Raw genomic sequence first — 14,374 nt, 5'->3', positions numbered from 1 at the left:
AACTGGTCTAGTCCAAAGCTGGTCGCCATTCGCCCCCACGCGAACGCACCTCCGACCCACCCCCACGCAACTCACCCCTGCCCTCCAAGGGAGCGTCAATGAGACGACCTGGTTCTCTTCGTGCGTTGCTGTCCTGTCTGTCCGTCACCGCCCTGTCCGCCGGACTGGTCGCCCTCGGCGGAGGCGGCGCGCTCGCCGCACAGCAAGCCCCCTCGCACCCGGCCCACCCCCTGCCCGCGCACGTGGCCGCGCCGTACTTCGAGGCGTGGACCGGCCACAGCCCGGCCGCCCTCGCCGCCGCCTCCGGCAACAAGTACCTGACCATGGCCTTTCTCCAGACGGACGCGGCGGGCTCCTGCACCGCGTACTGGAACGGCCAGGCCTCCCAGCCCATCGGCAAGGCCGTCTTCGGCGCGGACATCGCCACGATCCAGGCGCGCGGCGGCGACGTCATCCCGTCCTTCGGCGGCTACAGCGCCGACACCACCGGCACCGAACTCGCCGACAGCTGCACCGACGTCCACTCCATCGCCAAGGTGTACGAGAGCCTCGTCACGACGTACGGCATCAGCCGTATCGACCTCGACATCGAGGCCGACTCGCTCGACAACGCCGCCGGGATCGACCGCCGCAACAAGGCCGTCGCCGAGGTCCAGCGCTGGGCCCGGCACACCGGCCGCAGCGTGCAGTTCTCCTACACCCTGCCGACGACGACCAAGGGCCTGGAGGTCAACGGCCTGGCCCTGCTGAAGAACGCCGTCGCCAACGGCGCGCGCGTGGACGTCGTCAACATCATGACGTTCGACTACTACGACGGCGCCGCCCACGACATGGCGACCGACACCGAGACCGCCGCCACCGGGCTGCACGCCCAACTCGCCGCCCTCTACCCGGGGAAGAGCTCGGCCCAGCTCTGGCGCCTGATCGGCGTCACCGAGATGCCCGGCATCGACGACTACGGCCCGGCGGAGACCTTCACCGTGCAGAACGCGGTCACGGTGGAGCGGTGGGCCGTCGCCAAGGGGATCGGCACGCTCTCCTTCTGGGCCCTGCAGCGCGACAACGGCGGCTGCGTGGGCACCGGCGGCTCCGACTCCTGCTCCGGGATCGCCCAGGGCACGTGGGACTTCAGCCACACCTTCGAGCCGTTCACCCGCGGGGCCCACGGCCGCGGGTGACCGCCGCGTCCAGGAGGGGGCCGAGTTCTCCGGACACGGTCGTCAGGGCGCGTACGTCCCGTTCCGCCCGGGCGATGAGGAGGGCCCCCTCCAGGGAGCTGATCATGAGCGTGGCCAGCGCGTCGGCGCGTTCCCGCGGCACCCCCATGTCCACCAGGGCCCCGGCCACCGGCCCGGTCCAGGCCGCGAACGCCCCGGCCGCCGCCTCACGCGTGGATACGACGGACTCCGCGCAGTCCACCGTGGCGGCGGCCACCGGGCAGCCGGACGCGAAGCCGACGGCCTCGTACTCGTCGGTCCACTGACGCACCATCTCGGCGAACAGCCCGCCGGGCGTCGGCTCGGGCAGCGCGGCGAGGAAACGGGCGACCCGGTTGCCCGCGTACCGGCCCGCCCAGCCCACCGCCTCGTTGACCAGCTGCTCCTTGCCGCCGGGGAAGTAGTGCTGGAGCGAACCGCGCGGCGCCTCGGCGTGCGCGGCGACCTCCCGCATTCCCGTGGCCACGACCCCGTCCCGCCGGATCAACTGAGCCGCGCTGAACACCATCCGCTCCCGCGGCCCCCGCCCGGACGCCCCCGGCACCGCAACCGCCACCTCCACCGGCGCTGTCACCGCCTCCGACTCCGCCTCAGCCATCTCCGACCACCTCCGCCGCCGTTCCACACGCCTTCCCACTCCCGCCGCCCTCAGCCTATGACCGCCGTCATGAAGCCGACCACCGAGCTCACCAGACGAACTCGTCCACAGGCTGTGGACGGACTCGGCGGTCGCACGAGCACGGCGGCAGGTGTCAGAGGGGATCAGATCGGAGGGGATCCGAGAGGATCAGAGAGGAAGCGTGCCAGGAAACGCCCCGTGCCCCACGTCCGGTTCGGTGAGCGCCAGCCAGCCGTGGCCGCGTATCCGGGTGTCGGCTCCGACCTCGCCCGGGTCGACGGAGAGGTGGGCGCAGGCGGTCTCGGCGCCGTCCGTGCCCGCGTTGGCCGGCCAGTCGTCGAACTCGGGGTCGTAGTAGCGGTCTTCGGTCGCGAGGGTCTCCCAGGGCAGCGGGTCTCCCACCCATTCGGGGTCGTCCTCGGCGGTGTACCGACGGATCACCCGGCCCTTCTCGGCCACCACCCACAGGTCCGAGCCGCCGTGGTCGTCCACGAAGAAGAACTGGGCCTGACCGCAGTGGGCGCTGAGCCGCTCGACCGACTCCATCCAGGGGTCCCACGGTTCGCCGAGCAGCAGACGGAGCGGACCGTAGACGAGCCGCCAGCCGTCCAGTTCCGGGGTGACGAAGACCCGTCCCACCGTGCGACGGGCGCCGTCGGACCCGGTCAGCTCGAGCAGGGCACGGCTGCCCTCCGTCGCCTCGACGCCGGCCCGGACCGTGATGGGCCGCCGGTCGTGCAGCCCCAACGCCTCGAACAGTCCCTCGTACGACGCTCCGGGCACGGCCAGCCACCAGGCGCTGAGGATCGGCGCCGGAAGCTCCGGGATCTCGTGCGGGATCTTCACCCGGATCAGCCGCTCGATCGTCGCCCGGTCGCGCGGGTCGAGGGCGTCGGCGCCGCCGCCCGCCGCCAGCGCCGCGAGTGCCGCCCGCCGCGTCTTCGGGGACTCGGCGGGGTCGCGGCGCAGACGGCGCAGCCGGGGTCCGAAGGCGTCGGCGAGCAGCCGGGCGTAGTCCGCGGCCCCGGAGGGGACGCCGTCCCGGCGCGTGAAGGCTCCCACCAGGGCCCGGAGTCCGGCGTCGGACTCCACCCGCAGCCGGAGGAGACCGGCGAAGCCGCCGGCGGCCAGCGACCGGTCGGGGTCGGCCGCGGCGGCCGCGTACTGGTGCGCCGACCGCTCGTCGAAACCGTCCAGGAACCGGCCCAGCTGCCAGGCCGTGAACTCCTCCCGCCGCCAGGCCGCCACGACCGCGTCGAAGGCCGGGGGACCCATGCGCTTCAACTCGTCCGTCAGCGGCTGTAGTTCACTGGCTTTCAGCTGCCCGGCGGGGTCTGCCAGTTGCGCGATGAGGGTTTCGATCTCCATGCAGGAGCAGAGTAAAGGAACGCGCCCGGTGGCCCGTTCCCGGAGACCCGTCCCCGCAGGGCCCTTCCCGGAGGCCCTGTCAGGGTCCGACGACCAGGGCGCGGCACGGCGAGGACCAGGACGCGTCCCGGGGGTCGGCCGCGACGGAGCGCCAGCCCCAGGACCGTAGGGCCCGGAGGGTCACGGCGTCGTCGCGGTCCACCAGCGTGACGCCGAGCACGGCGGAGTGGTCGGCCAGCCCGGCGGCGTGGTCGGCGAGGAGCCGCTTCTGCAGGCGGCGGGCGAGGTTCCACTCACGGCCCTGGTCGTGGGTGCGCACCCGGGAGGGGACGACGAGGCCGGAGATCGCGTAGAGCCTGCCGGAGGCGGCGAGCCGGAGCAGGTCGCGCGGGAGGTATCCGTCCAGGCCCTGCCACCAAGGGCCGTCGTCGCGCACCGGAAAGCCGTAGGCGCAGCCCGTCAGCACAAGGCCCTCCCCACGGCCGACGCCCGCCCCGGCCCCGGCCGTCGCCTCGGCCCCGGCACCCGGCTCGACCCAGGCGGCGGCCTCGTGGAACACGTCCCTGCCCGCGAGTGCGTCCCTCCCCGCCAGCACGTCCGTCTCCACGCCCGTCTGTACGCCCGTCTGTACGCCCGTCTGCACGCGCATGCTTCTCTCCGCGATCAGCAGGGCGAAGCCCGGCCGTCGTACATCGAGGGCGAGGCGGTGCAGGAAGAGGGCGCGCTCCCGGTCCCACGCGTGGGGCTCGGCTCCGGACGTCTGCGCGTACAGGTCCCCGAGTTCGCGCCGCCGGTCCTCGATCTGCCACCGGCTCAGCGGGCGGATGTGCTCCCCCTCCACGGGGGAGGGGCCCTGTCGGTGCCGCCGGTCGGGCAGGTTCACAGTCATGAGGCGCACCCTGCCCCAGGCCAGGACGGGACCGGCCCGGCGTCGTCGTACGCCGAGAACGGCGCCGCGTGGAAGCGGGCGCGCGAAGAACCCTCGACTCCTTCACGGTACTCCCACCTCCCGTAGGGCCCCTGCCCGTTCGCTCGCACCCGTCCGGCCGGGACCGCGCGAGAGTACGGTGGGCGTGTCGGGGGCAGGCGGCAGCAGAGAGCGGTGGCGTCCATGCGTACGAGGTCAAGCGGCCCCCGGGACGTCGACGGCACCCCTGAGACTGTTCCCGCGACCGTTCCCGCGACCGTCCCTGAAACCGTCCCCGGGACCGTTCCCGAGAGCTGGGAAGTCCCGCCCCTGCGCGACGGGCTCGCCGAGGTGCGCGTCATCGCGGCTGACCCCGAGGTCGCCCAGCAGGTCGCGCTCGTCCTGCGCCAGGTGTTCCACTGCGACGAACCCCGCAGTTATCCCACGGGCGCGAACGGCGGGGGCACCCTGCTCCACCTGACGGTGGACACCGGCCGCGCTGCCGACGCCGACGCCGCCGACGGAACGTCGGTCCCCTCGCCCTGGTTGGACAGCAGCCGTTCCCAGGCCCGGCGTGCGCACACCGACGAGCCCGGCTGAGACGGCACGGCTGTCACGGATGTCGCCGCCGTTGCAGTCGTGGAAGCCGTTGCCGCTGTTGTGGCCTTCCTCGCACATCCGCCGCCCGGCCCCGCCCCGCCCCACCCTCGTCCCCCTGCCCCACCCCCGCCCCTGCTCCCCGTAGGGCGAGGTCATGGAGCCGAGGCCCGAAAAACCCGCAGCAACGCTGTCGTCCGGGCAGAGCAATATCTGTGACCGCGGCAGGAGAAATTACCGCGGGGCGCGATGAATATTCCCGCGAGGGCGGACCAGGAGGAAATCATGCACCGTACCGGGGCGATCGCGCCATGCTAGTGTCGACCTCAGTTGCAGTTGTGGTTCCCAGAAGGTTTTTCCGACGGGCGATCATCACGGCGACCGGAGTTCGCATTCGGCGGCTCCGAACACCGTCCCGAAGGAGAAACAAAATGGCTACTGGCACCGTGAAGTGGTTCAACGCGGAAAAGGGCTTCGGCTTCATCGAGCAGGACGGCGGCGGCCCCGACGTCTTCGCCCACTACTCGAACATCGCCGCCCAGGGCTTCCGCGAGCTGCAGGAAGGCCAGAAGGTGTCCTTCGACATCGCGCAGGGCCAGAAGGGCCCGACGGCCGAGAACATCGTTCCCGCCTGACATCGTCTCCGCCTGACATCAGGCGCTGACGCGTACTTCGCAGCTGGGGCCCGCACCTTGGGGTGCGGGCCCCAGCTCGCTGCTTTCCAGGGCGATTCCAGCCCTGTCGACTTCGGCTCGTTCTCGCGATTCTTTGCGCCGTTCAATTTGCTGCGGGAATTCCTTGATACGCGCCCGCATCAAGGAAGGTTTCTCATGAACCGTGAACGTGCCCGAAATACCCGCAACACCTACGACCGTCGCTCGGGATCCACAGCCGGCCGCTCCGGCGCTCCGCGCCGCTCCTCCGGTCAGGGCCGTCGACCGGCCGCTCTCCAGGGCGAGTTCGCGCTGCCGAAGACCATGACTCCCCCGCTGCCCGCCGTCGAGTCGTTCGCCGATCTCGAGCTGCCGGCGCGTCTGCTGGCCTCGCTCGGCCACGAGGGCGTGAGCGTGCCGTTCCCGATCCAGGGAGCGACGCTGCCGAACTCGCTGGCCGGCCGGGACGTCCTGGGCCGTGGCCGCACCGGCTCCGGCAAGACCCTCGCCTTCGGCCTCGCCCTGCTGGCCCGTACGGCCGGCCGGCGCGCGGAGCCCCGCCAGCCGCTGGCCCTGATCCTGGTGCCCACCCGGGAGCTCGCCCAGCAGGTCACCGACGCGCTCACCCCGTACGCCCGCTCCGTGAGCCTGCGCCTGGCCACCGTCGTCGGCGGGATGTCGATCGGCCGGCAGGCCGGTGCGCTGCGCGCCGGAGCCGAGGTCGTCGTGGCGACGCCGGGACGGCTGAAGGACCTCATCGACCGCGGCGACTGCCGGCTCGACGCCGTCGACATCACCGTCCTCGACGAGGCCGACCAGATGGCGGACATGGGCTTCATGCCCCAGGTCACCGCGCTGCTCGACCAGGTGCGTCCCGGCGGACAGCGGATGCTGTTCTCGGCGACCCTGGACCGCAACGTCGACCGTCTGGTCCGTACGTACCTCCACGACCCGGTCGTGCACTCCGTCGACCCGTCCGCGGGCGCGGTCACCACGATGGAGCACCACGTGCTCCATGTACACGACACGGACAAGCACCGCACGACCACCGAGATCGCGGCGCGCGACGGACGCGTGCTGATGTTCCTGGACACCAAGCACGCGGTGGACCGGCTGACCACGCACCTGCTGAACAGCGGTGTGCGCGCCGCGGCCCTGCACGGCGGCAAGTCCCAGCCGCAGCGCACCCGCACCCTCGCCCAGTTCAAGACCGGGCACGTGACCGTGCTGGTGGCGACCAACGTCGCCGCCCGCGGCATCCACGTCGACAACCTCGACCTCGTCGTCAACGTCGACCCGCCCAGCGACCACAAGGACTACCTGCACCGCGGCGGCCGTACCGCCCGCGCCGGCGAGTCCGGCAGCGTGGTCACCCTGGTGACGCCCGGTCAGCGGCGCGGCATGAGCCGGCTGATGGCGGACGCCGGCATCAACCCGCAGATCACCCCGGTGCGTTCCGGCGAGGCGGAGCTGACCCGCATCACCGGCGCGCAGGCCCCCTCGGGCGTGCCCGTCGTCATCCGCGCGCCCGTCGTGGAACGCCCCCGCCGCTCGTCCGGCGGTTCCGGCGGGTCCTCGACGTCGCGTTCGTCCCGTGGTCGCCGTGGTGGCCGCGGCGCCGGGGAGCGTACGGCCGAGGGCGGCCAGGGCGCAGGCGAGGCCGCGCGCCGCAGGACCCCGCGCCGCTCCGCCTTCCGCCCGGCGGCCTAGTCCCCATCCCCCCCTTCAGGAGGCAGCTTTGCCCCAGGTATCGACGCAGCTCCGCCCGACGCCGGCCCACGCCCTGCACGACATGGACGGGTCCGGACCCCGGGTGAGCGACGACATGACGGTCGAAGTGGCCCTGTCCGTCATGGCCGGCGCCCGCGTCGACTACCTGCTCCTGTGCGACGGCGACGACCAGTGCACGGGCTCGATCACCCGGGCCGAACTCGTCGCCCACCGCGCCGGCTCCACGTACACGGACCGAACCCGACTGCGGGACGTCGTCCCGGTCAGCCCGCCCTTCTACTCTCTGTGAGGCAACATGCGCTGTGTCATCGCCCGGTACCCGTTCGACCTGACCAAGAGTGGGGTGCTGGCCTCGATGGCGGGCGTCGCGCCCGAGCTGATCACGGGTGAGTCCGTGACCATCGGCCGCCGCCGCTACCCGGTCAAGCAGGTCGGCGAGATCGTCACCCGGCAGGACCGCCGCGACTTCACCAGCGGCGAGGTCACCCGGGCCATGACCCGCCTCGGCTTCACCTGCCACCCCACCCCCGAGGCCGCGGCGCCCGCGCCCTCGCCCGCGCACCGCCTCACCCCGCTCCAGACGGCATCGGCCCTGCTCGGCAGCGCCGAACCCCAGGACGCGTGACAGAGGTACGCACGACAGAAGTACACAGAGAAGGGACCTGCCGACGCGCGTCGGCAGGTCCCTCCCTTGTTTCTACGACGCCGTAGGCGACGTCAGTCGCATCTGCCGGTGGGTCTGGTCATCGCAGAACCGGGCTGGTCAGCCAAGGCCCGTCGCCCGTCCCTCCGCGTCCCACCGGACCTCGAGGACGTGGGTGACGGCGTCGCGGTCGAGGGGACCGAAGACATGGGGGAAGAGGGTGCTCGCGGCGACCCCCGGCGGGGGTGTGGGAGCGGCCGCCTCCCAGGCGCAGCGCGCGGTGAGCCGCTCCTCGTCGAGCAGCAGCGCCACCAGGGGGCGGGGCCCGGGCCCGTAGAACGCGTTGACCACGCCGAGCGTGGTCTCCTCGTCCGGCGAACAGTGCACGAACCCGTCCTCCGCGAGCGAGGCGGGGGCGTACGGCCGACCGGGGTCGGCGGTCCACTCGTCGGGCGACACGACGTGATAGATCATTTCCTGCTCCTTCGTATCCATGAAATCTACCGTGGCCGTCATAGACATTGCCCCACGACAGCGTTAGGGTTTCTGCTGTAGCCAAGAGTCGAGCGGGCAAACGACCCGGGTTGGGAAGGTGGTCCCCAGTCGAGCAGCCACGATCCCCGCACCCCCGCCCTCCCGGGCGTCGTTGCGGAAACAGAGCGTCGGCGCAATAACCCGCCGACAGATGTTGTTGATCCCTTCGGGGCCCGGGTGACCAACGCACCCGGGCCCCCTCGACGCGTCCTCGGGGCACATCCTCGAAGCGCATCCTGCACACGAAGACGAAGTTCCCGAAACGAAGGTGTTATGCCCGCTGATGACTCCCCCGCCGTCGCGAGCCTCGATGACGACGACTACCCCGCCTACACCATGGGCCGGGCCGCCGCCATCCTGGGCACGACCCCCGCGTTCCTGCGGGCCCTCGGCGAGGCCAGGCTCATCACCCCGCTCCGTTCCGAGGGCGGCCACCGCCGCTACTCCCGCTACCAGTTGCGCATCGCCTCCCGCGCCCGCGAGCTCGTCGACCAGGGCACCCCGATCGAGGCCGCCTGCCGCATCATCATCCTCGAGGACCAGCTCGAGGAGGCCCTCCGTCTGAACGAGGAGATGCGCCGACGGCACACCGAGCCGACCAGAGCCGAGTCGAGCGTCCACGAAGGCTGAGGAAGGCCGACGCCGACACCCGGGCGACCGAATATCTGTCGCGGCTACTGTAGAAATACGACTAGAAGCCGCCAGAAGCAGCCAGAAGGCGCCCTGTGCTACCGTGATAGTCGTTGCAGTTTTGGTTACCAGAGGCTTCGAGTGCTCTTCCGACCTTCGTCGACGAGCACTCTTTTTGTTATCGGGGTACATCGCCACTGCGACTCCGGGTCGGCAAAGTGCGGACTCCGGGCACCGCCCCAAAGGGAGATTCAATATGGCATCTGGCACCGTGAAGTGGTTCAACGCGGAAAAGGGCTTCGGCTTCATCGAGCAGGACGGCGGCGGCGCCGACGTGTTCGCGCACTACTCGAACATCGCCACCTCCGGCTTCCGCGAGCTTCAGGAAGGCCAGAAGGTTACCTTCGACGTCACGCAGGGCCAGAAGGGCCCGCAGGCCGAGAACATCGTTCCCGCCTGACGCTGACGCTTTTTATGTGACTGGGGTCCGCACTCTGGAAGTGCGGACCCCAGCGCGTTTCTTTGTGTTCTGCTTTTTTCTGCTTGTTCCTGCTTTTCTTCGGCTCAGTCTTGCGAATCCCCATACGGCCCGGCCCACTCGGCCCGACCCGGCTGGCAGGAATTCCTCGATACGTGCCGGCCACGCATCGAGGAAGGTTCCCCAATGAACCGCACGGATCGCACGGATCGTACTGATCGCACGAGCAACGGCTCCACCCGCTCCCGCACGGGCGCGCACCGCAAGAACGCTTCCGCCCCGGCGGCCAAGGCCGCGCCCAAGGGCGTGCGCAACGGTCGTGGCGGCGGCCGAGGCAACGGGGCCGCCGCCGCCGGGCCCCGCGGCGAGTTCGCCCTGCCCGTCACCGTCACCCCGGCCCTGCCCCCGGTCGAGTCCTTCGCCGAGCTGAACCTGCCCGCGCAGATGCTGACCACGCTCGGCGCCGAGGGCGTCACCGCCCCGTTCCCGATCCAGGCCGCGACCCTGCCGAACTCGCTGGCCGGCCGGGACGTCCTGGGCCGTGGCCGCACCGGCTCCGGCAAGACCCTCGCCTTCGGCCTCGCCCTGCTGGCCCGCCTCGACGGCCAGCGCGCGGAGCCCCGCCACCCGCTGGCCCTGGTCCTCGTGCCCACCCGAGAGCTCGCCCAGCAGGTCACCGCCGCCCTCACCCCCCACGCCCGCGCGCTGCGCCTGCGCCTGGCCACCGTCGTGGGCGGACTGTCGATCGGCCGCCAGGCCAGCGCCCTGCGGGGCGGTGCCGAGGTCGTCGTCGCCACCCCCGGCCGGCTCAAGGACCTCATCGACCGGGACGACTGCCGCCTCGACCGGGTCTCCATCACCGTCCTCGACGAGGCCGACCAGATGGCCGACATGGGCTTCCTGCCCCAGGTCACCGCGCTGCTCGACCAGGTCCGCCCGGACGGACAGCGGATGCTGTTCTCCGCCACCCTGGACCGCAACGTCGACCGCCTGGTCCGTACGTACCTCCACGACCCGGTCGTGCACTCCGTCGACCCGTCCGCCGGCGCGGTCACCACGATGGAGCACCACCTGCTGCACGTGGACGACGACGACAAGCACGCCACGACGACGGAGATCGCCGCCCGCGACGGACGCGTGATCATGTTCCTGGACACCAAGCACGCGACGGACCGGCTGGTCAAGAAGCTGCTGGCCGTAGGCGTGCGCGCCGCGTCCCTGCACGGCGGCAAGTCCCAGTCCCAGCGCACCCGCACCCTGGCCCAGTTCAAGGACGGCCACGTCACCGTGCTGGTGGCGACCAACGTCGCCGCCCGCGGCATCCACGTCGACGACCTCGACCTCGTCGTCAACGTGGACCCGCCCGCCGACCACAAGGACTACCTGCACCGGGGCGGCCGTACCGCCCGCGCGGGCGAGTCCGGCACGGTCGTCACGCTGGTCCTGCCCCACCAGCGCCGCGAGATGACCCGCCTGATGGCGGACGCCGGCATCAGCCCGCAGACCACCCGGGTCCGCCCCGGCGCGGCCGAGCTGAGCCGCATCACCGGCGCGCAGGCCCCCTCGGGCGTGCCCGTAGTCCTCACTCCCCCGCCCGCCGAAGCCCGCCCCGCAGGCGGACCGGCTGCCCGCAACCGCCGCAGCCGTCCCGCCCAGGGCCGCCGCCGCGCCCCCGCCAAGGGCAACGGCCGACCGGCCGACGCGGGACGCAAGTCGCAGTAAGGGGCACGTCGCGGCAGGGGGCATCAGGAGTAGGCTCCACACCCATGGCGCCCCCTGATGACCTGCTCGTCCGTATCGCCGCGATGGTGGAGGCGGAGCAACAGAGTCAGATGTCTCTCACGGTGGTGCTCCCCGGAGCCGTCATCACGGGACGGCTGGCCCCCGAGGCCCTGTGGAAGGAACGGGTGGCCGAGGTGCTCCGGGCCTCCGAGGAGCTGCGGCCCTTCGCCGCCGTCTTCACCGCCCCGGACACCGGCCAGAAGCCTCCGCGCCCCACCCACCTGCACTTCCACCTCGCCCGCATCCTCCAGGGCACGATGGGCATCCCCGACACCGGCGGCATGTACCGCGTCGCCCTCGCGGACGTCAGCGCCTGGACGGTGGGGGACATCGCCTACTCGGATCAGTGAGCCCCCGCGTCGGCGCCGCGCTCAGCGTGCGCCGTCGCCGGCCAGCAGCCCCAGTTCGTGGAGGAACGCGTCCGCGAGGAGGTCCGCGTCCTCGTCGCCGGAGTTGGTGGCGACGCTCAGGGTGTGTCCCTGGGCGCAGCCGCCGAGCGCGAAGGTGACCGTGTCGTCCGGGGGCACCATGGGCACCGCGGTGATGTACCGCAGAGGCCGCCCGGCGAGAGTCCGTCCGGCCGCTCCGTCCACTCCGGTCTCACGGAAGCCTTCGCGGACGCCCGCACGGACGCCTTCGCGGAGATGGACGTAGGAGCACGCGGCCGGTGCATAGGCGGCGGCGAAGAACTTTCCGCGGGCCAGCGCCTGGGTCGTCCCGGGGAAGGCTCCGAGTGCGCCCTCGATGAGTCTCTCCGCCGTGCGGCGGGGCCGGGTGACGGCGGTCAGCAGACCGCCGCACGCGATCAGCCGGGCCGCGGGGTCGGGCAGCGTCACCGGCGCGGGGACGCGCACGTTGGTGAACGCGTTGCCGAGGAAGTCACCGCACTCTGAGGGCCGTTGGTCCACCGGGACCGACAGCCAGACCTGCCGCGCCCCCGCGGTCGAACCCAGGCCCGACCCCAGGCCCGACCCCCCTTCCAGGCCGTCGGCGGACGTCAGCAGACACGACCGCAGCACCCCCGAGGCCGCCGCCAGGAACACGTCGTTGGTGGTCGCCGTCCGCCCGCGCGCCGCCTCGCGGGCCGCCCGCAGCAGGTCGGCGGGGAGGCGTACGGCGGTGTGGGCCGGGCGGCGCTCGCCCTTGCCCGGCAGGGGCACCGGCAGTCCCGTGGTCAGCATTCCGGGCGGGCCGCCGATCGCGGGTTCGACCGTGCGTCGGCGCGCGCCGGGCGCGGCGAGGGACGCGGGGGCGTCCACCGGGCGGCCGCCGTCGAGGAGGGCGCGCAGCAGGGTGGTCACGGAACGGCCGTCGAGCAGGCTGTGGTGCATACGGAAGAGAAGGGCGAACCCCCCGTCCGTATCACCGCCCACGTGCCCGTCCGCGGCTCCCCGCAGCAGGTGGAGGTTCCAGGGCGGCCGGTCGGCCGGGAAGGGGCGCTGGAACCACTCCCGCAGCCCCTCCTGGAGGGTGCTGTCGGTGCGGACGACCTGGTGCGTCAGGTCGTAGGAGCCCTCGTCGGTCGCCCAGCGATGGCGGCGGCCGGGGCCGCGGGCGGGCGGGACCAGGAGGTGGGCGAGGCGGGGCAGCGCGGCCCAGCGTTCGGCCGCCAGCGCCCGCAGTTCCTCCAGCGGGGGCGGGGTGCCCGCGCACTCCAGGGCGAGTCCGGCGTGGGGCGGACCGAACGGCCAGCGGGCCATCCCCTCCTCCATGAAGGGCAGATGCGATCCGGCCATGAGGCTGCTCCTGTGCTGGGCTCCCGCTGTCCTGTACCCCAACGGCCCATCGCGACCGCGGGTCACGGCCCCGCTGTCAACGCGCCGCCGTGCCGGGCTCCCTGATGGAGTGACCTTTCCGCAGATGCCGGTAGCGAGGACGGGCGGTGCGTCTTTAATCAGACGCCCCGCCTCCGACGCCCCATGCCCCCGCCCCGAAATCCCCACTCCGTACCCCCCACGCCCCCCACACCCCGTAACAGGACAGGAATCACGCAACGTGTCTGGCACAAGCCCCGCTCACATCGCCGTCGTCAATCTGCCGATGCACGGGCACGTCAACCCGACCCTGGGGGTGGTCGAGGAGCTGGTACGGCGGGGGCACCGGGTCACGTACGCCATCACCGAGGACTTCGTGCACCAGGTGAAGGCGGCCGGCGCCGAGCCCGTGCTCTACCCGGTCGCCTCCGACGGCGGGGACGCCCCCGAGCTGCTCTCCGAGGGCTTCGAACTGGCCGTCCACGCCTCGCTGGGCTCCCTGCCCGCCCTCACCCGCGCCTACGCCGGGGACCGCCCCGACCTGGTGCTGTACGACGTCTACGGCTTCGCGGGCCTGCTGCTGGGCGCGCAGTGGAACGTCCCCACCGTCCTGTGCTCGCCCACCCACCTCTTCTACGACGGCATCGTCCCGGAGCTCTTCGACCTGCCCGGCCTCGCCGACATCCCGGGCTATCCGGAGCTGGCGGCGGCCTTCACGGAACGCGGTGTCAGCAGTTCCCGGATCCACGAGATCGAGCGGCCGGACTTCGCCGTCGCCTGTCTGCCCCGCTCCTTCCAGCGCCGCGCGGAGACCGTCGCCGCCCGCAGCGTCGCCTACGCGGGACCCGCGCTCGGGGACCGCTCCTACCAGGGCTCCTGGCGGCCGCCCCACCCGGACGTGCCGGTGCTGCTGATCTCGCTGGGCTCCCAGTTCACCCGGCGGCCGGAGTTCTACCGGGCCTGCCTGGCGGCGTTCGGCGGGCTGCCCTGGCATGTCGTGCTGTGCGTCGGCCCCTCGGTCCCGCCGGCCGATCTGGGCCCGCTGCCGGGCAACTTCGAGGTCCACGCGCAGGTGCCGCAGCTGGCCGTGCTCGCCCACGCCGACGCGTTCGTCACGCACGCCGGGATGGGCGGCGCCATGGAGGCCGTGCAGCACGGCGTCCCCATGGTGGCGGTTCCGCAGATGGCCGAACAGCGCGTCAACGCCGACCGGATCGAGGACCTGCGGCTCGGCGTCCATCTGCCGCGCGAGCACGCCACTCCGCAGGCCCTGCGGGACGCCGTACTGCGGGTCTCGTCCGATCCGGGCATCCGCGCGGGCATCTCCGCCCTGCGCGAGGAGATCGCCCGGTCGGGCGGGGCGGGGACCGCGGCCGACCTCGTCGAGGAGGCCCTCCGGCCGATCGGGAGCCACACGGCCGGGTGAAGCCGGGCAGCAGAACCGAGTGAAGCCGAGTGAAG

Annotated in this window: 15 protein-coding genes and 1 pseudogene; 11 read left to right on the top strand and 5 right to left on the bottom strand. The window is 72.3% G+C overall.

All coding sequences use genetic code 11. From position 1 onward, the window contains the following. Positions 1–98: 98 nt before the first annotated feature. Positions 99–1,160: pseudogene (locus OG562_RS22205) on the top strand (chitinase); the annotation flags it as partial. Here the strand turns inward: OG562_RS22205 and OG562_RS22200 are convergent. The 3 genes from OG562_RS22200 to OG562_RS22190 form a co-directional block, all read right to left on the bottom strand. Next, on the bottom strand, positions 1,150–1,725 hold the full coding sequence (locus OG562_RS22200; protein ID WP_266409457.1) for a TetR/AcrR family transcriptional regulator: 576 nt from the start codon (positions 1,723–1,725) through the stop codon (positions 1,150–1,152). The pseudogene OG562_RS22205 and the gene OG562_RS22200 sit on opposite strands and share 11 nt — an antisense overlap. Positions 1,726–2,004: 279 nt before the next feature. Then, positions 2,005–3,204: a hypothetical protein gene (locus OG562_RS22195; protein ID WP_266400429.1), complete on the bottom strand. Its 1,200-nt coding sequence runs from the start codon at positions 3,202–3,204 to the stop codon at positions 2,005–2,007. A 79-nt stretch (positions 3,205–3,283) separates the two neighbouring features. Then, positions 3,284–4,093, bottom strand: a complete 810-nt coding sequence (locus tag OG562_RS22190; RefSeq protein WP_266400427.1) for a hypothetical protein — start codon at positions 4,091–4,093, stop codon at positions 3,284–3,286. Positions 4,094–4,315: 222 nt separating this feature from the next. Between OG562_RS22190 and OG562_RS22185 the strand changes: the two genes are divergently transcribed. From OG562_RS22185 to OG562_RS22165, 5 genes are all read left to right on the top strand, one after another. Then, the gene (locus OG562_RS22185) at positions 4,316–4,711 is read left to right on the top strand and encodes a hypothetical protein (RefSeq protein WP_266400426.1); all 396 of its coding nucleotides are present in this window, start codon (positions 4,316–4,318) and stop codon (positions 4,709–4,711) included. A gap of 428 nt (positions 4,712–5,139) precedes the next feature. Then, on the top strand, positions 5,140–5,343 hold the full coding sequence (locus tag OG562_RS22180) for a cold-shock protein (protein WP_030939356.1): 204 nt from the start codon (positions 5,140–5,142) through the stop codon (positions 5,341–5,343). Positions 5,344–5,538: 195 nt separating this feature from the next. Next, positions 5,539–7,071, top strand: coding sequence for a DEAD/DEAH box helicase (locus tag OG562_RS22175; RefSeq protein WP_266400424.1), 1,533 nt, complete (start codon positions 5,539–5,541; stop codon positions 7,069–7,071). A gap of 82 nt (positions 7,072–7,153) precedes the next feature. Further along, entirely contained in the window at positions 7,154–7,381 is a 228-nt protein-coding gene (locus OG562_RS22170; protein ID WP_266409456.1) for a hypothetical protein, read from the top strand. 6 nt (positions 7,382–7,387) lie between these two features. Then, complete coding sequence (locus OG562_RS22165) at positions 7,388–7,717, top strand: SCO5918 family protein (protein WP_266400421.1); 330 nt, start codon at positions 7,388–7,390, stop codon at positions 7,715–7,717. Positions 7,718–7,855: 138 nt separating this feature from the next. Here OG562_RS22165 and OG562_RS22160 read toward each other — a convergent pair whose 3' ends face one another. Further along, complete coding sequence (locus OG562_RS22160) at positions 7,856–8,209, bottom strand: DUF952 domain-containing protein (protein WP_266400418.1); 354 nt, start codon at positions 8,207–8,209, stop codon at positions 7,856–7,858. Between the two features lie 333 nt (positions 8,210–8,542). Here OG562_RS22160 and OG562_RS22155 point away from each other — a divergent pair, with 333 nt between their 5' ends. The 4 genes from OG562_RS22155 (at position 8,543) to OG562_RS22140 (ending at position 11,509) form a co-directional block, all read left to right on the top strand. After that, a complete protein-coding gene (locus tag OG562_RS22155; RefSeq protein WP_266400415.1) occupies positions 8,543–8,899 on the top strand; it encodes a MerR family transcriptional regulator in 357 nt (118 codons plus the stop codon). A gap of 256 nt (positions 8,900–9,155) precedes the next feature. After that, complete coding sequence (locus OG562_RS22150; protein WP_007383480.1) at positions 9,156–9,359, top strand: cold-shock protein; 204 nt, start codon at positions 9,156–9,158, stop codon at positions 9,357–9,359. Between the two features lie 204 nt (positions 9,360–9,563). Beyond that, complete coding sequence (locus tag OG562_RS22145) at positions 9,564–11,099, top strand: DEAD/DEAH box helicase (RefSeq protein ID WP_266400412.1); 1,536 nt, start codon at positions 9,564–9,566, stop codon at positions 11,097–11,099. A 44-nt stretch (positions 11,100–11,143) separates the two neighbouring features. Further along, the gene (locus OG562_RS22140) at positions 11,144–11,509 is read left to right on the top strand and encodes a hypothetical protein (protein WP_266400409.1); all 366 of its coding nucleotides are present in this window, start codon (positions 11,144–11,146) and stop codon (positions 11,507–11,509) included. Between the two features lie 21 nt (positions 11,510–11,530). On the opposite strand, the gene OG562_RS22135 is transcribed toward OG562_RS22140, so the two are convergent. Then, positions 11,531–12,895, bottom strand: a complete 1,365-nt coding sequence (locus OG562_RS22135) for a wax ester/triacylglycerol synthase domain-containing protein (RefSeq protein ID WP_266400407.1) — start codon at positions 12,893–12,895, stop codon at positions 11,531–11,533. Positions 12,896–13,154: 259 nt separating this feature from the next. Here OG562_RS22135 and OG562_RS22130 point away from each other — a divergent pair, with 259 nt between their 5' ends. Continuing rightward, entirely contained in the window at positions 13,155–14,339 is a 1,185-nt protein-coding gene (locus tag OG562_RS22130; protein ID WP_266400406.1) for a macrolide family glycosyltransferase, read from the top strand. Positions 14,340–14,374: the final 35 nt, after the last annotated feature.

Source organism: Streptomyces sp. NBC_01275, from assembly GCF_026340655.1.
GTDB lineage: Bacteria > Actinomycetota > Actinomycetes > Streptomycetales > Streptomycetaceae > Streptomyces.
This window is presented reverse-complemented; position numbering and strand designations above follow the sequence as displayed.